The sequence below is a fragment of the Gimesia panareensis genome (genome assembly GCF_007748155.1).
Taxonomy (GTDB): Bacteria; Planctomycetota; Planctomycetia; order Planctomycetales; family Planctomycetaceae; genus Gimesia; species Gimesia panareensis.
Window position 1 is genome coordinate 4776144 of the sequence record NZ_CP037421.1, and the last position, 21188, is coordinate 4797331.

Sequence of the window (21188 nt, forward strand, 5' to 3'; positions counted from 1 at the left end):
AGAAGTTAGTGCGCATGGATGTAGAACAGACTGATTTTCCCGGGTTACTGGTGATCACCCCCCGGGTCTTTTCTGACGAACGTGGTTTTTTCAAAGAAACCTATCAGCAGGAGCGCTACCAGTCTGCAGGAGTCGGTGTCTCTTTTGTACAGGACAACGCCTCCCGCTCCACGGCAGGGATCCTGCGGGGACTGCATTACCAGATTCAGAATCCCCAGGCCAAGCTGGTGCACGTCGTGGAAGGCGAAATTCTGGATGTCTGTGTGGACCTGCGCAAGAACTCCCCCATGTTCGGCAAGTCCTACGCGATCCGGCTGACGGGAGAAAATCACAAGCAACTGTTTGTGCCAGCCGGGTTTGCGCATGGGTTTTATGTCATCAGCCCACAGGTTGATTTTGTGTATAAATGCAGCGATTATTATTTTCCGGAATACGAGCGGACCCTGCTCTGGAACGATCCGGCTCTGGAAATCGACTGGCCCCTGACCGGTGAACCGCTGCTTTCGCCCAAAGACCGGGAGGGGCTCCCTCTCGATCAATGTGAAGTGTTCGAATCGTGATCAAGCTGCCTCGAATCGCGTTAACGATGGGTGATGCCTCCGGCATCGGGCCTCAGCTGCTGGATGCCCTGTGCTCTCAGCCCGAACTGCATCAACTCTGCTGCCCGGTCGTTTATGGAAATACCGCAGTCCTGAAACGGGCCGCGCAGCACTCACGCAGTGGTCTGGAAGTCATTGCTGTCGATCAGTTGCCAGACGATTTCGAGTCTCAGCCAGGGACCGTATTTTGTATCGATCGCGGTCAGGCCGATGTCGCCGAGGCGGTTCCCTGCCAGGTGGATGCCCGCGCCGGTCGCGGCGCCTACGATTACCTGGTAAGTGCCATCGATGACTGTCTGGCCGGTAAAGTCGACGGCATCACCACGGCGCCGCTGAATAAGGAATCGCTGAACCGGGCCGGCATCGAGTATCCCGGTCACACGGAAATCCTGGCTGACCGCTGCCGGGTCGCGGATTTCGGCATGATGCTCTATCTGCCTCACAGCGCGGTGATTCATCCCCCGGCAGGACTGGGGATCGTGCATGCCACCCTGCACACATCGATTGCCAGTGTCCCCGGATTACTGAAGACGGATGATATTTATGAAAAGACCCGCCTGATTTCGGAACTGTCGCAGATCATGGGGGCCGCAGCTCCCCGGGTCGCCGTCTGTGCCCTTAATCCGCATGCAGGAGAGCATGGACTGTTTGGCGACGAAGAAGCGCGCATCATCGCCCCGGCTGTGGAACGGGCCCGCGCAGCAGGCCTGGATGCGACCGGTCCCCTGCCGGCTGATACACTGATCCGCCGCGCCGTCTATGGCGAATTCGATGCCGTGGTCGCCATGTATCACGACCAGGGACATATTCCTTTCAAGCTGCTCGGCTTTGACCAGGCGGTCAACATCACCCTGGGTCTGCCGATTGTGAGGACCAGCCCCAGTCACGGCACTGCCTTCGATATCGCCTGGAGTGACGTGCCACCTGACATCAAAGGTATCATGGAGGCGGTCAAAGCTGCCGTCAAACTGGCGGCTCACCAGAACAGGCCTCAAACGACCTGAGTCAATTCCTGTAGACAGGACTGAGTTATGGAACCGAACCACTTTATCCCGCGTCCCGAACCTGGCGTGACCAACCTGGTCCTGATTCGACACGGCGCGACACCTCCGAATGAACAGCGTCCCTTTATTCTGCAGGGGTGCGGCATCAATCCCAGCCTGAGCGAATCGGGACAGAAACAGGTCCAGGCGCTGGCAGACTTCCTCGCTCAGAACAGTTCTTTGCATCACGTCTATTGCAGTCCGATGATTCGCGCGAAAGAGACGGCCCAGGCCGTCAGCGATCGATTTGGCCTGATCCCCCAGGAAGTGCCCGAAATCCACGAATGCGATGTCGGACTCTGGGAAGGAAAATCATGGGATATCATCAGTGAGGAGTTCCCCGAATCTTATCGCGCGTTTATGGACGATCCTTACCTGAACCGCTATGAAGGCGGGGAATCGTACGGGGATGTGTTCGAACGCTGTGAGCCGGCACTTCGCGGTCTGCTGGAACGTCATGCAGGAGAGACGATCGCCGTGGTCGCGCATAACGTGGTGAACCGGGTTTACCTGGCCAGTCTGCTCGGACTCCCGATCGGCAAAGCCAAACAGATCACGCAGACCAATACCGGGATCAACATCATTCAGCATCGCGAGGGGGAATCCAAAGTGGTGACGATCAACTCGATCTTCCACCTGAATCGCATTCCGCATTAAACGGGAGCGGTGGGTGTCTGAAGTCAGTTCGATTTCAGCTGCTGAAGATACTCGCTCAGCGTCTCCAGGTTACTGCTGAAGTGATCGCTGGCGATGTAGCGGGTCTTCACGGGGAACTTCGGCTGTCCCACCAGCCGCTCGCCGGTGCTGACGCTGATCCAGCGTCCCTGGTCGTCCAGATCGTACAGAATCGCTTTCACCCGGGTCAGTAACCATTTGGGATCAGGCTCATCCTTTAATTCCTTGCTGGCTTTGACAGCATTGAACTCCCGCTCCAGTTCTTTGACATGCGATGTAATCTTCCAGCCATAGTGTCGGGGGAGATCGGCGTCGTCATAGGTCAGACTGTACTGTTTGCCGCGGCGGGTCATGTAAAGAGGGCGGTTGGTCTGCAGTTCGTAATAGCGGGCCAGTTGACCGTCGGGCAGCTGCGAACGTTTCAGCCAAGCCAGTGCCTGAGGGATCGGTTCCAGGTATTTGCGGTCCCCACTGAGGCGATAGATCCGCATCAAGGTCTCGAGCACATCCTGGGTCTCACCTCCGGTAATGGCCGGCGGTTCGAAGCGGCGGGCCCAGATCGGCTGCATGTCGTAATTGTACTGCTGGGCCCAGGCGGGCTGCGGTTCGGGGAGCTGCGCCTGAATCAGAAAATCTCCCAACTTGAGGACTGCCTGTTTAAAGCGTTCGTCTTTGTAGATCTCGTACGCGTCCAGAAGTGTCGTGGTGACATAACCGGCCAGTCCGTCATTCAGGGTATAATAGTCCCAGTAGTTCTTGATGCGGCCCTCTGTGCGCCAGTCATATTTGGGAAAGCTGGCAGGTTTCGCAGGGACCTGCGGCACCGGTCCGGTCCAGACCTGAGGAAATGCGCCCACCGGGAACTGGGCCGCGAGCAGAGCATCAAAAGCCACTTGTGCTGCTTCATGGATTTCCTTATGCTGGAACTGGTGGGCCTGATCGACGTGAATCAACAGGCGCAGGGCCGATTGAGTGATACCGTCATCCAGGGTCGAATTATTTTTACCGCGTCCCTTGCCGTTACGATACTCGGCGGTCAGTTTGCTGCGGGGGTTGAAATCGACGGAGTTGGTCCAGCCCCCGGATTTGAGCTGTCCGTAGACGAGCGCCAGCGCCGCATCTGTTGCTGCATCGAGATAGAACTGGTCTCCTGTGGCTGCATAAGCAGAAAGGAAGGCCATCCCCACGGTGGGGGTTCCGGGAGGCTGTACCCAGACCTGGTCCGGAGATGCTTTCCCTTCGCCCCAGCGTTCTTTGAGGTCGAGACTGTAGTAATAAACGTAACCACCGTGAACGGCCAGCTGGTTGCGATAGAATTCGCTGGCCGTCTTCATTGCCCGGGTGACGGTCTCCTGGGGAACCGGTGCCGCTGCAGCCTGGACGGAACCGGCCCGGATACTAAACAGAGAAATCAGTGAAATACTCAGCAGAATCGACAGAATACGGTTCTGGTTGCGCACGACGAACTCCTCTATCAGCTTTCAGATTTGTCTTCAGAACAGAATCACACTGCGATGAAGTCACTCCTTGACGGGAATCCACTGTACCGCATCGATAATGACATAGCCATTCGCATCGGCGTTGGAAACTTCGACGACCGCCTGCTGATCCGGCGTGAATTCATATTCTCCCAGGGAAACGAATACGCCGTCCAGCGGTGGCTTCTCTTTCTGATTGATGGTTTTCGCAGCCGTCCCCCCGGCATGGTGGATGGTCACCTTAACCTGCGAACTGCGATTCGTGTTCGGCGGATAGGCATACCGGACTTCGTAGCGTCCCGCCTGGGGAACTTTGGTTTCAAAGCGGGCTGCGGCTTTGCCGTCTTTTGTATTGGATTCATGGCTGTAACCGGAGGCGACATACTTCTTCGAAGAACGGCTGGTCGTCCAGTGGCCGGTCAGCTTCGCCTGTGAATCATCGACGACGATGCCTTTCAGCGTTTCGGGGTTGATCCCGTTACTGCCATACTTGACTTCAGGCGGTGCTTCGAGGACCTGCCCCTCTTTGATCAGCTGGGCTTTGAGCTGCTCATAAGGCACATCTTGCACGTCCAGCTGCTGATCCAGGGCGATGGCCGCGGCAGTGGCGGCGGAATGACCGAGAATCATAAAGACCGGCTCCATGCGGATGGAACCAAAGGCGATATGCGAGCTGGAGACACAGACCGGCACCAACAGGTTGGCGCATTCCCCTTTTTTCGGTACGAGACTGCCGTAAGCAATTTTATAAGGTCCGCGGGTCGAAACGCCGATGTCGCCTTCGTTCTGGACGTAGCCTTCCGGTGTGACGTAGCGTTGTACGTTATGCGAGTCCATCGTGTAGGACCCCATGCCAACCGAATCGGGGGTCGGTTTCTTTTTGAGCAGTTCGTTTTCGGTCATCACGAATTCGCCGATCATCCGGCGGGCCTCGCGGATATAGAGCTGATGCGGCCAGTTGCCGTTATCGGTGAATTCATCTTTCGCCAGCCCCCATTTCTGCATTTTGCTCTGCACTTCCGCAGGGACGCGGGGATCGTTGGCGATGAAATAGAGCCAGCCCTGCTGGTAGGTTTCGTGTTCTTTGATGATCTCTTTACGGCGTGCATACGAAGCTTCGGGATAGTCGTAGTTATAGCCGATGTTGTCGGTGCTCATCGGACCGTGGTTGTTCGTATCGGTCTTGAAGTTGGGAATCGGGTCGAACTTGGCAAACGTCTGTCGCCAGCCGGCAGCATAGATTCTTAACAGCAGTTCATACTGAGCGGGATCGTAGCCTTCCGGCTTGGGAAACGGGACGCGGTTGGCATCGTGATTGGTCAGGCACATGCGGAAGCAGTACGCCTGGATCTTCTTGTCGCCCGCGCCATACTTGCCGGGATCCGCACCACTGATGCGGGGCAGCAGCCCGCTGGAGGGATCACCGGGCACTTTATACGGGCTGATCTTTTCTTTGACTGCGTTGGGACCAAAGTGATGACGGTGATGCAAAACGCCGGTCTGCACGCCGTTCCATTCTTCACCATAGACACTGTTGGCTTCGCGGCCCACATGGTAACTGACGCCGGCGGTCGCCATCAGATCGCCTTCGTAGGTCGCATCGATAAACATCTTCCCGGAAAAAGTTTTGCCGCTGAGCGTGGTGATGGAAGCGATGCGGTCCCCTGCTTTTTTCACGCCGGACTTACGGTCCAGCCATTCATCCCGGTAAACGGGGATTTTGTATTCTTTCACGAACTCATCGAAGACAGCCTCGGCAACGTGCGGTTCGAAGATCCACATGGTGCGCTGGGCTCCATCGATGGCGGGAGTCCCCTGCCCTTTGTCGCCGTAGTTTTTCCGCTCCTGCCATTTCCAGGCTTCCGGTGTCTGATAATGTTTCCAGACGCGATGATAGAACTCGCGTGCCAGGCCGCCGATGACGGCTTTGTTGCCCGTGTCCGTCCACCCCAGTCCGCCACTGGAAAGACCTCCCAGATGCGTATCCGGACAGACGATGACGACTGATTTCCCCAGACGTTTGGCCTGAACGGCAGCGGTCACGGCCCCTGAAGTGCCTCCATACACAACCACATCATATTCTTTCGCCTTTGCCTGAGGGACGAACAGTAACAGAAACAATCCACAGGCGAGCAGCTGAGACATCCGCTTCATCAATTCACTCTCTCCAGTCTTACATCTTGCTGATAGAACTTTGTGTGCTTAAAAAACAGAAGGTTCATTCTACCGGTGCTGCGGGGCAAACCATAGTCAGAAAGTTCCCCTGCCCCGTGATCCCGTCGGATTCGCTGTTAACAATCATTAGAAATTGTTCTTGTGCCTGTTACGAATCAAGGGCGGACAATGATTGTTGAATTCTGTCCGACCTGCTTTAATGTCAGCCGACCTGCTGCCCGTAAAGCGTTTTCATGTTTCCCTGCCTCTTGAGGAACCGATCCCGTGACCGAAGAACTGACTGCCTACCACGAAGTGGGACATGTGCTGATGGCCGTGTATGTCGGTGCCCGCGTTTATTCGGTGACCATCGATCCGGACTGGGATGACGGTCCCGAGCGGTTCGGCGATGCCCAGATTGCCTGGCCCGAAGGCGTGTTTGATGAAAAATCATTGTGTGAAAAAGCGATCCTGGTGGCGCTGGCGGGCCCGGTGGCCGAGATGATTCACACGGGAGATCCTTTTCATCCAGCCCTGGTGGCAGAATGGTCGGGCGACTGGCAACAGGCCTGGGAGGCGGCTGCCGCGCTGGTGCCACAGCGACAGGCACGTATGCAGTATCTCGAACAGAAGACGCTGAGCCTGTATCAGCTGTATCGCCAGGATAACTACTGGGCGGCGATCGGAGAACTGGTCGATCAGTTGCTGGCGCACGAGACCCTGGAAGAAGAAATGATCTACGAAACAATCACGAACTGGATTTCTATCAGCGGTCATTAGACTCTGATTCAGCAGCCTGGTCACGAAAATCCTCAATCGATCGCAGGAGTTCCCGGGCTCGCGCCACTCGTTCTGCGTCAGAATCGATCAATAATTCGATCTGCAGCAGACGCTCCAGGTAGTCAGAGGGGAACTGGTGAAAACGAGCGCCCTCGACGACCAGTTCATGATACCAGTCGAACGGCTGCAACCCCGGATCGATGAATTCCGTCATCGCCTGGTAGGTAAACACGCGGACGGACTCTTGAGTATGCGTCAGGACCTCCAGCTCCCGAATCTGATATCCCTGTCCGAGTGATTCAAACCGGTCGAGTGTCTGCTTCTGTGCTGCAGAGATCTGGTAGACGGCCCCCCAGACTCCCTCGGCGGTGGTTTCCTGAAGGCTGATATCACATTTCCCGGACGCATCGATGCCGACTTTGTGAAAACGGAGTTCGGCATTCTCCAGCAAAGCGACTCCCTGCATCGCGCAGATGCCGATCCGCGCCTGCAGCCGCGCGGGGTGCAGGTTGGAACCGTAGGCAAAATAATTCAACAGTTCAGGCATGCTGTCACTGGCTTCCAATTCGCCCACCCGATAAAGCGTTTAAGGAGGGGAATCCTTGAGGCAGGTGGTGTTATCTCAAGCGTGATTCGTGTAACTGTTCTAAATGATACAGCAGGGAGGAATCTGGTCGCAACCGCTCGATAATTCAGCACAATTCCCGGGGGTTTTCCCTGAAATCAGCAGTCAATCAGACTTGCAACCGCCCCTCCCTGAGGCATTTACCTGAAACTCCACAGATTTGTATGACTCAAGCAGTTCTCTCTCCAGACTCTCTATCAGAATCACACAATTGTTCCCTCTTTATAAACGATACTACAAGTACCAAGACCATTAGCCAAGAGAGAACCCAACTCCATGTCCAACTCGCCAGACAGAGAACCGGAAGCACACGACATTCAACAGCATTTTGAACTTTTCCTGAAGCATACGAATGAAGGTGTCTGGGACTGGCTCGACCTGGATATACCGGAACAGTGGTGGTCGCCCCGGTTTTATGAACTGATAGGCTACCGCGATCAGGAAATCGATTCGAGTCTGGATACCTTTCAGCGGTTACTGCACCCTGATGATGCGCCCCAGACGATGCAGGCGCTGCAGACTGCCCTCGATAAGACCGATCATTTCGAACGCAACTTTCGGCTTCGTGTCAAAGGGGGCGCCTATCGCTGGTTTCGCGGTCAGGCACATGTGTTACGCAACCAGGCAGGTCAGGCGGTCCGCATGACCGGATCCCTGTCTGATATCCATGAACGGATTCTGCTCGAAGCCGAACTGGAAGGCACGCGACTCCAGGCATTCCGAGCCCGGGAGGTCAAACAATCATTTCTGGCAATGATGAGTCACGAAGTCCGTACTCCCCTCTCGGCAATCCTGGGATTCTCGGAAATCCTGCTGGATACCAGCCAGAATGCAGAAACGCGTGATGCGGCGAACACGATTCACTCGAATGGACAATATCTGCTGGATACCTTCAATGACTTTCTGGATCTTTCCCGGATTGAAGACGGGCAATTCGATTTGGAGATCCAGGACTGCTGCCCGCTGACGGTCATTGAAAATGTGCAGTCACTCATCGCCCGCAAAGCCGAACAGAAAGGTCTGACCTTTGATGTCCATCTAGCCAACCCCCTCCCCGATTCGATTAAATCAAATCCCATTCGGCTCAAACAGATCCTGTTGAACCTGATCGGAGCCGCGATCAATAATACCAGTGAGGGAAACATCAGACTCACGATTGAAAAGTCGCTGACCGGGGAGTCTTCCCGGCAACTGATCTTTACCATTCAGAATCCGGGAACGGGTTTGAATACCGAAGCGATCAACCAGATTTTTGCCGGTCGCCAGCTGGCGGATCTGACCTCCCCGGCTTATGCAGGGGGACTGGGTCTGAGCCTGTCGCTGGCGCGTCATCTGGTGCGTCTACTGGGGGGTGACATCGCGCTGAGCCATGAATCCGATTCGGGATCTAATATTACCTTTTCGATCATTACCGGTACCAGCTCTGAAATCATCCCGCAGCAGATTTCATTCTCTCAGCGTCTCAACGAACACAAATCATCACGATCCAGCTTCGGCGTGCTGAGAAAACGCTGCCGGATCATGCTGGTGGAAGATGGCATTTACAATCAGATGCTGATCCATTATCTGTTGACCAAAGCCGGAGGCATGATGACCCTGGTGGAAAACGGTCAACAGGCCGTCGACCAACTGACGTCGGCACAGCAAGCGGAAGACGAAATCAACGAACTGTTTGACCTGATCCTGATGGATATTCAAATGCCGGTGCTGGATGGATACGCTGCCACGGAACGCATCAGGGAGATGGGGTTCACCAATCCCATCATTGCACTCACTGCCAACGTGATGCCCGGCGATCGGGAAAAGTGTCTGCAGGCTGGATGTGATGAATACCTGACGAAACCACTCGATCGCAAGAAACTCATTCAAACGATCAATCTGCTAATCAAGCCCATCCCCAAACACATGTTGCAGACCAGATAACACAGAACGCGACATCGCCTGCGCTGCTTTTTTCTCTTTCTTGAATCTGTTACGATACAGACTGAACCACGATTCAAGAAACAAAAGGAGCATTCTCAGCGTGAGTGATCAGTCAACCGCCCCGGACCTGCCCCCCGCCTTCGAGATCCCGGCCGCCTGGAAAGGGGAAGAACTCTTCTCCCGCGACGACTGGCTGATCCATCTGGACCAGAATCAACTGGAAGAATTAAAGGCAGCCGTCGAATCGATCTCAGCCGAAAACCTGAGCCAGGACGAGATCACACCTGAGCGGTTCCCCCTGCCCGGAGTGAGCCCACTCCTCCAGCAGGCTCAGCATCAGCTGGAACATGGTTCGGGAGCGTGTCAGATCAAACGGATTCCGGTCGAGGATTACTCCCCCGCCGAACGGGAGGCCCTGTTCTGGCTGATCTCCAGTCACCTGGGAACCCCGGTCTCTCAGAGCGCGACCGGCGAAAAGTTGTTCCACGTGCGCGACGAAGGTTTTAAAGTCGGACAGGCCCAGGCCCGCGGCCCCAACACCCGCAAACGGCTCAGCTTTCATACCGACCGCTGTGACGTCATCGGCTTCCTCTGTATTCAACAAGCCCTCTCCGGCGGTAACAATCAACTGGTCAGTTCCGTGTCGCTGTTTAATGAGATGCGCCAGCGCTGGCCTGAATTGACGCGAACACTGATGCAACCCTTCTATTATCTGAGGCACAATGTCGACACCGGTAATCAGAAACCGTTTTGTCGGCAGCCGATCTTTTCAGTGCAAGAGGGACATTTTGCCGGCAGCTTTCTGCGGGTACTGATCGAACGCGCCTATGCCTCGCCTGATCTGCCTGACATGACTCCCGAACAGAAACAGGCCATGGATCAACTCGAGGCGCTCGCGGAGACCCCCGAAATGAGTGTAACGTTCAGCCAGGATCCGGGCGACATGCTGTTTCTGAACAACTGGGTCACGTTTCACCGGCGGGATGAATTCACCGATGCGGAAGAGCCGGAATTGAAACGCCATCTGCTCCGCGTCTGGCTCTCCGTGCCCAACAGTCGCCCTCTGGATCCGCTGTTTGCCGACAATTACGGCAATACCGCCGCCGGTTCAATCCGGGGAGGGATGCCGGCTTCTACCTCCCGTTGAGCCCCTTGTGTCACAGGTCGACGAACCAGGGATTCCTCTTGCCCGATTGGGGATTTGAGCTAGAATACCTGACTCTAACATCCTTTTTAGCCTGACCTAGAACCAGTTTCATGCTTCGCAAATCGCAGCCGCACCAGCAGGAGTCAGATTCGTCCCCCGAATCGGGGATGCATCTGGATCGGATTGCGTTTGATGAAATACATCCTGCCTTTCTGGATACCCTTGATGAGCAGGCGGTCCCCACGGTCACGGGACTGAAAAAGGGAATCTACCTCGTCCTGGCAACATTCTTCTTTCTACTGGGTGTCCTGGGGGTCGCGCTCCCCGTGCTCCCGACGACCCCGTTTCTGCTGCTGACCAGTTACTTTCTGATCAGAACCTCTCCCCGACTGAATCAGGCCCTGCTGCGTTCTCCCGTCCTGGGACAGGTTTTGAAGGAATGGCAGCAGGATGGAGGGGTGCGGCTGAGCGTCAAAATTCAGGCGATCTCGATTGTCGTGCTGATCATCACCGCCACGCTGATTTTCTCGCCTCTCTCACTATTGCTGAAATCAGTCCTGGTTGCACTGGCCTGTGTGGGCATCCTGGTCGTCATCCGCCTGCCCGGGCTGCACTGACAGGTGCATTCTGAATGTTGTGCAACTGATGTGCAGTTCCACTTGGCGAGCGTCAGCCTGATATCCGGTAATAAGAAACCCGGTGATAACAGGTGCATCCGGTTTGCCGTTCAGCTAGAATGAATTCCTGATTCAAGCACACTTATAAATACACAATAAGGAGTCCGACATATGCAACGACGAGAGTTTCTCAAGAGTGGCATGCTGGCTGGAAGCGCAGCCGTACTGGGCGGTACCGCAGCCCAGGCAGCCGGCACCGAACAGCAGAAGCCATTTCATCTGAAATACGCACCTCACTTCGGCATGTTTAAAAACGCTGCCGGCAACGATCCCATCGACCAGCTGAAGTTCGCCGCCGACCAGGGCTTTACCGCCTGGGAAGATAACGGCATGAAAAAGAAGCCCAAAGAACTGCAGCAGAAAATTGCTGACACGATGGAACAGCTCAACATGCAGATGGGCGTGTTCGTGGCGCACGGCTCGATCGGCAAGCTGACCTTCACCCGCAAAGACAAAGCGGTCTGGGACGAAGTACTCAAGGACATCAAAGAGTCCGTCGAAGTCGCCAAACGCGTCAACGCCAAATGGATGACCGTCGTCCCCGGCAACCTGGATGAAGGTCCCCGTGCGCGTCTGGCCGAAGGTTATCAGACGGCGAATGTAATCGAACTGCTCCGTCGCTGTGCCGATATTTTTGAACCGCACGGCATGGTGATGGTGCTCGAACCACTCAACTGGTATGCGAACCACGGCGGCGTCTTCCTGCAGGGTTCTCCCCAAGCTTATGCACTCTGTAAAGCGGTCGACAGCCCAGCCTGTAAGATCCTGTTTGACATCTATCATCAGCAGATTACCGAAGGCAACCTCATCGTCAACATCGATCAATGCTGGGACGAGATCGGCTACTTCCAGTCAGGAGACAACCCGGGCCGCAAGGAACCGGGCACCGGTGAAATCAACTACCTGAACGTGTTCAAGCACATTCACTCGAAAGGGTTTGACGGTATCGTCGGCATGGAGCACGGAAATTCCAAACCGGGCAAGGAAGGCGACATGGCCGTCATCGAAGCATATAGAGAGGTTGATAATTTCTAATATGACTGAAAAGAAAGCCAAAAATGTTCTCGGTACGGAACTGGAGATCTGCTCCCTGGAGCCAGTCACCGGATTTTACCGCGACGGCTGCTGTAATACCGGCGGTTCGGATCTCGGACTGCATACGGTCTGCACCGAAGTCACGGAAGAATTCCTGGCCTTCTCCAAGGAACGGGGCAACGACCTGAGCACACCTCACCCGTTGTTCGAGTTCCCGGGTCTGAAGCCGGGCGATCGCTGGTGTCTGTGTGTGGAACGCTGGAAAGAAGCCTTCGAAGCCGGCATGGCACCGAAGGTGAAACTCGAATCGTGCCACATTTCGACACTCGAATTCGTTGACCTGGAAGATTTGCAGGAGTACGCCATCGAAGCCTGAATCGCTGCCGGCGAACTTCAACGAGTAAAAAACAAAACCACGGAACCTGCTTCAGCGGGCTCCGTGGTTTTTGTTTGTATTCCTGTCGACACCGTTTGCGGGTCGCGGATGAATTACTTCGCTTTCAGCATATAGATTTCGCTGAAGGATGAAGTCAGGAACATTTCCCCATTTTGATCGGTGCCGAAGGTCATCACGGGAATGCTCGGGCTTTCAATCACATGGTTGGCGACCACTTTTTTGCTCGCGTCGTCATACTTGAGTGCCCAGAATTTCCCGGAGACATAATCGCCGTAAATATACATCCCCTGAATCGCGGGAATCGCTTTACCACGATAGACCGAACCGCCGGTGATTGACTTGCCGACCTGGTGATCGTATTCCCAGATCGGTTCGATCAGGTGTTTCCGGGGTTCGACACCGTTGGGACCGAAAGGATGTTTCCCTTCGCGGACCGACCAGCCATAGTTGCCCCCTTTGACAACAATGTCGATCTCTTCCCAGACCCCCTGCCCGACATCGCCGGCCCACAGCTTGCCGGTCTTGTCATCGAAGGCGATCCGCCAGGGGTTACGAAAACCGTAGGCCCAGATCTCCTTGCGGATGGTCGCGAACGTCGGCTTTTTACCATCTTCAAACGGGTTGTCTTTGGGAATCGCGTAGTTCAGGCCGGGCGATTTGTGATCGACGTCAATCCGGCAGATCGAGCCGAGCACGGAGGAGAGATTCTGACCGTTGTGGAAGGCATCTCCGCCTGCACCACCATCACCAAAGGTGACATACAGCATACCATCGGGGCCGAAGACAATCGTCCCGCCGTTATGATTCCAGGCCGGCTGTTCGACTTTCATCAGAATTTCTTCGGAATCAGCCAGAGCTTTACCGGGATCATCCTTGGAAACACGGAACCGGGAAACGACGGATGTCGCATTGGGAGTCTCTGGTGAGCTGTAGTAAACGAAGAACTCGCCGTTGTTTTTGAAATCCGGGTGAAACGTCAGCCCCAGCAGACCCATTTCGTTTTTCTTGTCGAGATAAATCACCCGATCGGAAATATCCAGGAAGAGTTTCCCTTCTTCGAGATCTTCGTCTTCGGGCGTATTGGGTACGACATAGATCTTTCCCTTCTGGGAAGCGATGAACAGGCGGTTCGAACCGTCATTGGCATGCGTGATCACAATCGGGCGGTCAATCTGCAGGTAAGGAAAAACCTTGACCAGTTTGACGGGTGCCGGAGAGGTGTTCACTTTTTCTTCAGCAGAGAGCTGCGGACAGACAGCCAGGACCAGCAGCAACGCGAGTGAGGTAATCGTTTTCTTCATAAGGAGTCTCTTTGTCATGCGGGTGATGAAACGGGAAGGATCGACGCGCTTGGAAGACCACCAGAATAGAAAAATCAGACCGCCGACGCCACTCTGCCCGGTCGACTTTCCGGCGAGAGTGAGAAAACGAAATCAGGGTTTCTTGATCAGAACCGGGCGGCACCAGTTAAGGTGATCTTCAAAATCCGCATTTTTGCCGAAATTGACTTTGAGCACCAGTTGCTGTGCGCCGGTCAGATTGATGCGGGGCACGTTGAAGACCTGCCTCTCATTGCGAACGAACTCGCGCTGAAAGACCGGCTTCCCATCGACCTCGATCTGTACTTCCACCGCAGCCCGTTCTCCGACCGTATCGTCCAGACCGACCTGCGTCTCGAAGGCTGCGTACTCGCCCGCCAGTGGATAACGCAGTTCCGCCGCACTGTGCATCCCCAGTCCCGAATCAAATTCCTGCCCACCTGAAATGAGCGGACCGGAGAGCACGTTCCGATTGCGGTGCCACTTCCACTGCCCTGAGAGGTAAGGCGTATATTGATATTCCGCCGGATCCAGTTGCGCCAGCGGAACCACGCGCCCTCCGAGGGGGATCACCGCAGCCAGGCGATTCCGCTCGCAGTGAATCTCTGCCCCGAACAATGTTCTGGCCCGGAATTCTTTCGGATCGAGGGTGAGTGTGGAAACGGTCACTCGGGAGCCGTCGGTCAGTTGCAGTTGATAGCGGAGCTGATCGGGTTGCGGAAAGTTGATCAGTTCCGGGTTGAAGTAGAAATAGGCGATGCCGTCACGGGGTACCGTCGTTTCGCCGGCCGCCGAATCGAACTGGAATCCCTTCGTATCAAAACCCAGAAACTCCCCCTCGAGGTAATCGCCATTTTTGAGATAGAACAGGTCCGAATTTTTCACTGTCTGTTCCAGGTGACGAATCAGCCGCGCTTTCGCAGGTGTCGCTGTTGGCCAGCGAAAGTAGGCTGCTTTGACCGTTTCCAGCGGCACCTTCAATTCATCCAGTGCAGGACAGGCAGTCAGACGGATCACCAGGGCTTCCTCAGCCGCTCGCAGAATCTCTGCATGGAGCCGGTCCCCGTTTGCCAGGATCAGTAGTCCCCCCCTCGCAGGCAGCGCATCGACAGAATCCAGCTGCACACGGATCGTCTCTGCCGCAGGGATCACCTCGATTCCCGCTTTCTTCTGCAGCTTGAACAGATTCTGTTCGATCTGAATCAGATCGCCGGTGAGATTCTTACCGCTGGCTGTCCGCAGTGTGTCGGCCTGCAGACGTTCTGAAACAGAACCAAACAGCAGGATCAGGCAGAGAGCAACGGACAATCGCATCAGGCATCCTTTGGGGAGGCGAACTAATCGGTTCAACGCTGAAAAATGGGGATATTATTCCGGGGAATCTGCAGTACGATACAGGACATCGCCGTACTGTATTCCACGCAGTTCGAACTGTCGGGTCGCCAGCTGCCGCCTGACATCTGGCCAGCCACGAGTTCTTCCCGGATCGCGGTATACCAGACATCCCAGTATTGCTGCCCCGCCTGCCACATCGCCTGGACGGCGTAATACTGACCGTAATAATAATGACTGCCACGGAAATAACGCTGGTTGGGCAGCCGCCCCATCAGGTAGGTCAGTCCGTTTTCGATTTCCTGACCTTCATAGATCCCGGCACTGTAGAGGGCGACGACGCCAGCCGCCGAGCGGGGAAATTCACTCTCCGCCTGCCGGACGAGCTGATAGCGGAATCCGCCATCGGGGTTCTGGCTCTTTTTAACATAATCGATACAACGGTCGATCACTTCCTTGGAAATGAAGATCCCGCAGTTGCGTGCCGCGCGGAGCGCCATGATCTGACAGACGGTCACCGAAAGGTCCGCATCCTTACTCTCCGGCGTATACCGCCAGCCCCCCTTGGAGTTCTGCGATTTGACGATCAGTTCCACCGCCTTTTCGAGTTTGACGCGCACATCTTTGCGACGCGTCATCCCATAGACCTCCGCGAGGAACAGGGTGGCAAAACCGTGACCGTACATCGGGCCATGAGAAATGCTGTCGGGGGAGATGATATAACCTGAGGGTTTACAGGACGCCAGAATGAAATCGACCGCCTTCTGCACCTGCACTCCATATTTTCCCCGTCCCGGCGTATTGCCGTCACCCAGGAATGCCATGCCGCACAGCGCCGTCACCGCCACATTGTTTTTAAAGGTAGAACCGGAACCAAACGAGCCGTCCGGATGCTGACGCTCAGCCAGATACTGCAGGCCGCGTTGGACCGCCTGTCGCGCGGGGGTTGTATAATACCGCTTGCCCTGCGCATCGATCGAACGATTGACTTCCTGTTGCGCCTGCACAGGCACCGTCTGACCGGAGAGCAGCAGCAGTAACACCGCCAGCACACCACGGATCGAGACCGGGAGACGACAATGGAGTCCGGTTGAAAATCGCAGGTATCGCAAATCAGCACTTACCCTGAACAGAGTGAAATCGGAGTCGACACATCTGCATTGTACGGGATCGAGGGGTAATGAAAAGCAGAAGCCGTGAAAAAGCACTCCGATCTATAAGATCAGCGTTGAATCACTTCCGGATATTTCGAGTTTCGGCCTGACAGCCGGGGAATGGGATGTACGGCTTCGCCCGGCTGCGGCTGCACATGGGGCCGGCTGATCAACGACTGCTCGATCGCCAGCCGCGATTCGGTCCGTTGCCGACTGAAATCAGGGGGCCGGGTCACTTCTGGCCCCAGGGAACTGGAGGGGAGCGGGTCTTCCAGCTCGAGCATCTTCTTTTCTTCCATTTTCTCGCTGCGGTTCATCGTCTGACGTCCCGGAAACAGCCGGGGAATCCGCGTATTCGTGGAGTTAATGCAACCTGCACAGACAGGTGTCAGTAACACGATCACGAGCAGACGAAAACAGGAATTCATGAACAGGCAGACTATGGAAAAACAGGGCTGTCCCCTTCGGAACGAAGAGGCTCCAGAACAGGCGAGGAACTATAACAGATGCCCCCCGAAGCGAATAGAGGGATTTCTCCGGTTTCCCGACGATTCTAGAACTCATAAGCCATTAAAATAAAATGATTTACAGCGACATAACGAGCCTCCGATGGATGAATCAGAGGAAAACCCGGTTTTTCAGAGGCTAACCCGCTCCTGACGCTGGCAGAAAACCGGTTTTGGCTTTAGCATCCTCTGTAGTGGAAACCATTTTCGTCTTCCCCAGGAAATGCTATCGAAACAAAGGATTTACTCTGCTCCCATGTCAACTTCTCCCAAAGTCTGCGTGTTACGCGCCCCTGGAACGAATTGCGATATCGAAACGGCACATGCCTTTGATCTCTGTGGAGCCGAGTCCACCCGCATCCATCTGCTCAAACTGCTGGAAAACCCGGCGCAGTTGAATGATTATCAGATCCTCTGCCTGCCGGGCGGATTCAGCTACGGAGATGACGTCGGCGCGGGCATCATTTTCGCCAGCCATCTGCAGGGACAACTGGGTGAAGTCATCGGCAATTTCCTGGCTGCTGACAAACTGGTTCTGGGAATCTGCAACGGTTTTCAGGTGCTGCTCAAGTCAGGGATTCTGCCCGGTGGTGCCGCCAGCTGGCCCCCCAAGGCAGATCAGCCCCGCGATGCCACGCTGACCTGGAATGACAATGGCAAATACACTTCACTCTGGGTCAACCTGGGCGTGCTTGCCAAAGAGAACGTCTTCCTGAAAGACATCGATCAGATCGAGCTGCCCATCGCTCACGCCGAAGGCCGTATCGCGGTCAGCGATCCCTCGGTCATCGAAAACTGGCAAGCCAACCAGCAGATCGCCATGTGTTACCGCGAAACCGGGGAAGCTGAGACGGTGCTGCAGGAAGAGATCCTGCCCTATCCGGTCAATCCAAACGGTTCGGCTTATAACATCGCCGCCCTCGGGGATCCTTCAGGTCGGGTCCTGGGACTGATGCCCCACCCCGAACGCTACCTGTTCGCCACACAGCACCCGCAGTGGACGCGACTGGGACTCGAAGGGGAAGGCGAAGGGATCAAGCTGTTCCGCAACGCGGTAAATTACTTCGCCTGATCTGTCACTCGGTTCTCATCAGCTCGACAGCTTCAGCAGCAGGTCGTCGTCGACCAGTTCCCCTTTGGGGAGTTCCTTGATCGCCTGCAGGACCCGCTGCACGATCTGCTCATTCGGTTCCCGGCCCAGCTCGTGCAGTCGATGCAGAATCGCCTTGCGGCCGCTGTGACGCCCGAGCACGAGCTTGACCCCTTCAGCACCAACCGTCTCCGGACGGTAAGGCAAATACGTATCCGGATTTTTCAGCAGCCCATCCTGATGAATGCCCGCTTCGGTCGCAAAAATGTTACTGCCGCCGATCGGCTTCATGGGCGACAGAGCAATCCCGGTCAACTCTGAAACCAGACTGCACAACGGCGCGAGTTGGGAGACATCCAGTTTGTGCGGCCGCTCATATTCATCCTGGTGCAGATGCAGAGCCATCGCGACCTCTTCCAGTGCGGCATTGCCGGCCCGCTCCCCGATGCCGTTCACGGTGCACTGCACGACGTTTGCCCCGGCGTCAATGCAGGCCAGCGTATTAGCAACGGCCAGTCCCAGATCATTATGAAAGTGGACCGCCAGCAACACATTTTCAATCCCAGGCACCTGATCCTGAATCTGGCAGATCAGATCCTGTGCCTTGTACGGAGTGAGGATGCCCACCGTATCCGGAAACCCGATGGTCGTCGCGCCCGCAGCGATCGCTTCCCGGTAAACTTCACACAGGAAATCGACTTCGGTCCGACTCGCGTCTTCAGGGCTGAACGCGACGATGTCAAACTTTTCGGCGGCGTACTGAATACTGTCGACAATCAGCTTGAGTACTTCGGTTTTATTTTTTTCGAGCTTGAACTGACGGTGCAGTGGACTGGTGCCACAGAACAGACTCACACCCCGTTTGTGAGGCGGGTTACCCGCCAGTGCCTCATCGGCCGCGTCGATGTCACCGGGCAGTGTGCGACACAGTGCCGTCAGCACCGGCTTTTTAATGACACCGACCATGCTCTGAATTGCTTCGATGTCGGCTTGGGACGAAGCGGGAAAACCCGCATCCAGTGAATGCACGCCCGCCGCTTCCAGGGCTTTGGCGATCTCTAGTTTTTCCGCCGGGTCGAGCGTGGCGCCGGGCATCTGCTCGCCGTCACGCAGCGTCGTATCGCTGAACAGGACCGCCCCCGAACGACGGTGATGCCGGATCACCGCCCGCTTGACTTGATTTTTGACCTGTTTTTTCGCACCAGAGAAAAACTGAAACATGCATTCGTATCCGTACAAAACCTGAAAGCGTGATCCCGACTGGAACACGATTATAGCCAGCCTCCGCCGATCTGACACTCTTTTCAGAAACATTCACTCGTTTTCAAGTACATTCTCGTGTTCGGAGCAACGTTGCTTCGAGCCAGTCAGATCATTCCATTCAGATCTTTCCCCCCTGCTACGACTCGTATATGATCCTCTTGCTTTTGCCCGCCAAACAGGATTTGACAACGATGACTGCATTCGATTTCGGAGTACATTCCGCTCACTTTTATAACTTACTGGCCGTCACAGAAGGGAGCATGTGGCATTCGCTGGCAGACATTTTAATTCTGCTGGCAGCGGCCATCGTCCTCGGTACCCTCGCCGAACAGCTCCGACAGAGCGCCATCCTGGGTTACATCGCCGCGGGAACTCTCGTAGGACCGAACCTGCTGGGCTGGGTCTCAGACCGACAGAGTATCTTTGATCTCGCTGAACTGGGGGTTGCTTTGCTGCTGTTTGCCATTGGCCTGGAATTTTCCCTTCCGCGGCTGCGACGGCTGGGCCGGATTCCACTGCTGGCCGGCATTCTGCAGATCATCCTCACCCTGCTGGGGGGACTCGTCGTCTCGCTGCTCCTGGGCTTCTCTGTCTCAGAGTCCCTGGCCATAGGTGCCATGATTGCGTTGAGCAGTACCGCCTGTGTGGTTCGCATGCTCAATGACCGGGCCGAACTCGATGCTCCTCACGGTCGAACCGCGCTGGGGATTCTGCTGGTGCAGGACATGGCGGTCATCCCGCTGATGCTGATCATCACCGCGCTGGTCGGGAAAGGTTCGGCCGGTGAGATCGCCATTCAGCTGTCGGTCTCACTGCTGCTGGCGATTGTCTTCGTGGCTGTCTTTTATGGCCTGTTCAATTTCGTGCTGCCCCGGCTGCTGGAACTCTCTTCACTGAGGCGCAACCGCGACTTCCCCATTCTGCTGGCCATGGTGATGGCCGCGGGGTCTGCCTGGGCCGCCCATCGCCTGGGACTCAGCCCCGCGCTGGGGGCATTCGTCGCCGGCGTGCTGCTGGCGATCTCCCCATTCGCAACGCAGATTCGCGCGGACGTCCAGCCGCTGAAAACGGTGCTGGTCACCCTGTTCTTTGCTGCGGTCGGCATGTTTGGAGATCTCAACTGGGTCATCGGTCACCTGGGAATCGTACTGGCGGTTGTGGCCGCGATCGTTGCGGGAAAACTGCTGATCACGTTTGGTGCCACCTGGTTCTGTGGTCAGCCCTGGCAGTTTGCTTTGGGAACTGGTCTCTGCCTCTCTCAGGTCGGGGAATTCTCATTTGTACTGGCGACGGTCGCCCGGGGAACCGCCGGGGCACCGGGAATCCTCTCTGAATCAACGTTTCGCCTGATCATCTCATCCACGATAGCCACGCTGCTGCTGACCCCCTACCTGATTCAGTTGGCTCCCATCGCAGCGAACCTGCTCCGCCGCCTGGGTGGGAAACGACCGGCCGAAAATGAACCACTGACAACAGACGCTCCAGCAGCAGATCTGAACTCCCGCCGGGAAACCGATGATGATCTGATCCTCATACTGGGGTTTGGGCCCGCCGGTCAGCGGGTGGCAGGCGAACTGTTGCAGGTGGGCCTGAAAAAAATCGTGGTGATCGATCTGAATCATGAAAACCTGCAGATGGCGGAACAGTACGGGCTCCGCTCTCAATTGGGGGATGCGACCCAGATCGAGGTACTGGAACATGCAGGCCTCTATCGTTCGCGCCTCGTCATCACAACCCTGCCCAGCCCGACCGTCTGTCGACAGATCATATTCCTGGTGCGTCAGCTGGCTCCCTCGACAGCCCTGTATGTCCGCTGCCGTTATCATCTACATCACTGGCAGCTCCTGGCTGCGGGCGCGGATGTGGTTGTGGACGAAGAGGAGCATGTGGGCGAGTGTCTGGCGAAACACATTCTGGAATCCCCACTGCTGCAACAGTTGCGAGCTTCCCAGAAATCGAAGCCCGACACATCGGCAGAGCACGAATAAAAA

At 55.8% G+C, this 21188-nt stretch carries 19 protein-coding genes; 11 read left to right on the forward strand and 8 right to left on the reverse strand.

The annotated features are described in order from the left end of the window. Positions 1 to 14: 14 nt before the first annotated feature. Genes rfbC through Enr10x_RS17650 form a run of 3 tightly spaced genes read left to right on the forward strand, consistent with a single transcriptional unit; the run spans position 15 to position 2299 of the window. The gene (gene rfbC, locus Enr10x_RS17640; protein WP_145110683.1) at positions 15 to 560 is read left to right on the forward strand and encodes a dTDP-4-dehydrorhamnose 3,5-epimerase; all 546 of its coding nucleotides are present in this window, start codon (positions 15 to 17) and stop codon (positions 558 to 560) included. Continuing rightward, positions 557 to 1603 (forward strand): 4-hydroxythreonine-4-phosphate dehydrogenase PdxA, encoded by a 1047-nt coding sequence (pdxA, locus tag Enr10x_RS17645; protein ID WP_232093037.1) that lies wholly within the window; start codon positions 557 to 559, stop codon positions 1601 to 1603. Before rfbC ends, pdxA begins: the two co-directional genes overlap by 4 nt. Before the next feature lie 27 nt (positions 1604 to 1630). Then, a complete protein-coding gene (locus Enr10x_RS17650) occupies positions 1631 to 2299 on the forward strand; it encodes a histidine phosphatase family protein (RefSeq protein ID WP_145110686.1) in 669 nt (222 codons plus the stop codon). A 23-nt stretch (positions 2300 to 2322) separates the two neighbouring features. Here the strand turns inward: Enr10x_RS17650 and Enr10x_RS17655 are convergent, their stop codons facing one another. Both Enr10x_RS17655 and Enr10x_RS17660 read right to left on the reverse strand, forming a co-directional pair. Further along, entirely contained in the window at positions 2323 to 3777 is a 1455-nt protein-coding gene (locus Enr10x_RS17655) for a pectate lyase (RefSeq protein WP_232093038.1), read from the reverse strand. Between the two features lie 60 nt (positions 3778 to 3837). Continuing rightward, positions 3838 to 5949, reverse strand: coding sequence for an FAD-dependent oxidoreductase (locus tag Enr10x_RS17660; protein WP_197996074.1), 2112 nt, complete (start codon positions 5947 to 5949; stop codon positions 3838 to 3840). Between the two features lie 285 nt (positions 5950 to 6234). Between Enr10x_RS17660 and Enr10x_RS17665 the strand changes: the two genes are divergently transcribed. Next, a complete protein-coding gene (locus Enr10x_RS17665) occupies positions 6235 to 6729 on the forward strand; it encodes a M41 family metallopeptidase (RefSeq protein WP_145110689.1) in 495 nt (164 codons plus the stop codon). Here Enr10x_RS17665 and Enr10x_RS17670 read toward each other — a convergent pair. Next, a complete protein-coding gene (locus tag Enr10x_RS17670; RefSeq protein ID WP_145450842.1) occupies positions 6716 to 7276 on the reverse strand; it encodes a gamma-glutamylcyclotransferase family protein in 561 nt (186 codons plus the stop codon). The genes Enr10x_RS17665 and Enr10x_RS17670 overlap by 14 nt on opposite strands. 354 nt (positions 7277 to 7630) lie before the next feature. Between Enr10x_RS17670 and Enr10x_RS17675 the strand changes: the two genes are divergently transcribed. From Enr10x_RS17675 to Enr10x_RS17695, 5 genes are all read left to right on the forward strand, one after another. Next, complete coding sequence (locus Enr10x_RS17675; RefSeq protein ID WP_145450843.1) at positions 7631 to 9277, forward strand: PAS domain-containing hybrid sensor histidine kinase/response regulator; 1647 nt, start codon at positions 7631 to 7633, stop codon at positions 9275 to 9277. 100 nt (positions 9278 to 9377) lie between these two features. Further along, on the forward strand, positions 9378 to 10424 hold the full coding sequence (locus tag Enr10x_RS17680; protein WP_197997261.1) for a TauD/TfdA family dioxygenase: 1047 nt from the start codon (positions 9378 to 9380) through the stop codon (positions 10422 to 10424). Between the two features lie 110 nt (positions 10425 to 10534). Then, on the forward strand, positions 10535 to 11041 hold the full coding sequence (locus Enr10x_RS17685) for a YbaN family protein (RefSeq protein WP_145110701.1): 507 nt from the start codon (positions 10535 to 10537) through the stop codon (positions 11039 to 11041). Between the two features lie 171 nt (positions 11042 to 11212). Continuing rightward, complete coding sequence (locus Enr10x_RS17690) at positions 11213 to 12136, forward strand: TIM barrel protein (protein ID WP_145110704.1); 924 nt, start codon at positions 11213 to 11215, stop codon at positions 12134 to 12136. Between the two features lies 1 nt (position 12137). Next, the gene (locus Enr10x_RS17695; RefSeq protein ID WP_145110707.1) at positions 12138 to 12512 is read left to right on the forward strand and encodes a DUF2237 family protein; all 375 of its coding nucleotides are present in this window, start codon (positions 12138 to 12140) and stop codon (positions 12510 to 12512) included. Positions 12513 to 12625: 113 nt separating this feature from the next. Here the strand turns inward: Enr10x_RS17695 and Enr10x_RS17700 are convergent, their stop codons facing one another. The 4 genes from Enr10x_RS17700 to Enr10x_RS17715 all read right to left on the reverse strand — a co-directional run bounded on the left by Enr10x_RS17700 (position 12626) and on the right by Enr10x_RS17715 (position 16766). After that, positions 12626 to 13834 (reverse strand): PQQ-dependent sugar dehydrogenase, encoded by a 1209-nt coding sequence (locus Enr10x_RS17700; RefSeq protein WP_145450845.1) that lies wholly within the window; start codon positions 13832 to 13834, stop codon positions 12626 to 12628. A gap of 132 nt (positions 13835 to 13966) precedes the next feature. Then, positions 13967 to 15166 carry an NPCBM/NEW2 domain-containing protein gene (locus tag Enr10x_RS17705; protein WP_145110713.1) on the reverse strand — a complete coding sequence of 400 codons (1200 nt, stop codon included), beginning with the start codon at positions 15164 to 15166 and terminating at the stop codon, positions 13967 to 13969. A 32-nt stretch (positions 15167 to 15198) separates the two neighbouring features. Then, positions 15199 to 16296, reverse strand: a complete 1098-nt coding sequence (locus tag Enr10x_RS17710) for a prenyltransferase/squalene oxidase repeat-containing protein (protein ID WP_232093039.1) — start codon at positions 16294 to 16296, stop codon at positions 15199 to 15201. Between the two features lie 110 nt (positions 16297 to 16406). After that, a complete protein-coding gene (locus tag Enr10x_RS17715; protein ID WP_145110716.1) occupies positions 16407 to 16766 on the reverse strand; it encodes a hypothetical protein in 360 nt (119 codons plus the stop codon). A 334-nt stretch (positions 16767 to 17100) separates the two neighbouring features. Here Enr10x_RS17715 and Enr10x_RS17720 point away from each other — a divergent pair, with 334 nt between their 5' ends. Then, entirely contained in the window at positions 17101 to 17916 is an 816-nt protein-coding gene (locus tag Enr10x_RS17720; RefSeq protein WP_145110718.1) for a phosphoribosylformylglycinamidine synthase subunit PurQ, read from the forward strand. Between the two features lie 18 nt (positions 17917 to 17934). On the opposite strand, the gene Enr10x_RS17725 is transcribed toward Enr10x_RS17720, so the two are convergent. Further along, positions 17935 to 19155, reverse strand: coding sequence for a homocitrate synthase/isopropylmalate synthase family protein (locus tag Enr10x_RS17725; protein ID WP_145450846.1), 1221 nt, complete (start codon positions 19153 to 19155; stop codon positions 17935 to 17937). A 233-nt stretch (positions 19156 to 19388) separates the two neighbouring features. Between Enr10x_RS17725 and Enr10x_RS17730 the strand changes: the two genes are divergently transcribed. Next, a complete protein-coding gene (locus Enr10x_RS17730; protein ID WP_197997262.1) occupies positions 19389 to 21185 on the forward strand; it encodes a cation:proton antiporter in 1797 nt (598 codons plus the stop codon). Positions 21186 to 21188 lie beyond the last annotated feature (3 nt).

Coding starts and splice junctions, on each gene's coding strand:
- rfbC (WP_145110683.1), top strand. CDS start 15: ATGGATGTAGAACAGACTGATTTTCCCGGGTTACTGGTGATCACCCCC.
- Enr10x_RS17650 (WP_145110686.1), top strand. CDS start 1,631: ATGGAACCGAACCACTTTATCCCGCGTCCCGAACCTGGCGTGACCAAC.
- Enr10x_RS17660 (WP_197996074.1), bottom strand. CDS start 5,949: ATGAAGCGGATGTCTCAGCTGCTCGCCTGTGGATTGTTTCTGTTACTG.
- Enr10x_RS17670 (WP_145450842.1), bottom strand. CDS start 7,276: ATGCCTGAACTGTTGAATTATTTTGCCTACGGTTCCAACCTGCACCCC.
- Enr10x_RS17675 (WP_145450843.1), top strand. CDS start 7,631: ATGTCCAACTCGCCAGACAGAGAACCGGAAGCACACGACATTCAACAG.
- Enr10x_RS17685 (WP_145110701.1), top strand. CDS start 10,535: ATGCTTCGCAAATCGCAGCCGCACCAGCAGGAGTCAGATTCGTCCCCC.
- Enr10x_RS17690 (WP_145110704.1), top strand. CDS start 11,213: ATGCAACGACGAGAGTTTCTCAAGAGTGGCATGCTGGCTGGAAGCGCA.
- Enr10x_RS17695 (WP_145110707.1), top strand. CDS start 12,138: ATGACTGAAAAGAAAGCCAAAAATGTTCTCGGTACGGAACTGGAGATC.
- Enr10x_RS17700 (WP_145450845.1), bottom strand. CDS start 13,834: ATGAAGAAAACGATTACCTCACTCGCGTTGCTGCTGGTCCTGGCTGTC.
- Enr10x_RS17705 (WP_145110713.1), bottom strand. CDS start 15,166: ATGCGATTGTCCGTTGCTCTCTGCCTGATCCTGCTGTTTGGTTCTGTT.
- Enr10x_RS17715 (WP_145110716.1), bottom strand. CDS start 16,766: ATGAATTCCTGTTTTCGTCTGCTCGTGATCGTGTTACTGACACCTGTC.
- Enr10x_RS17720 (WP_145110718.1), top strand. CDS start 17,101: ATGTCAACTTCTCCCAAAGTCTGCGTGTTACGCGCCCCTGGAACGAAT.
- Enr10x_RS17725 (WP_145450846.1), bottom strand. CDS start 19,155: ATGTTTCAGTTTTTCTCTGGTGCGAAAAAACAGGTCAAAAATCAAGTC.
- Enr10x_RS17730 (WP_197997262.1), top strand. CDS start 19,389: ATGACTGCATTCGATTTCGGAGTACATTCCGCTCACTTTTATAACTTA.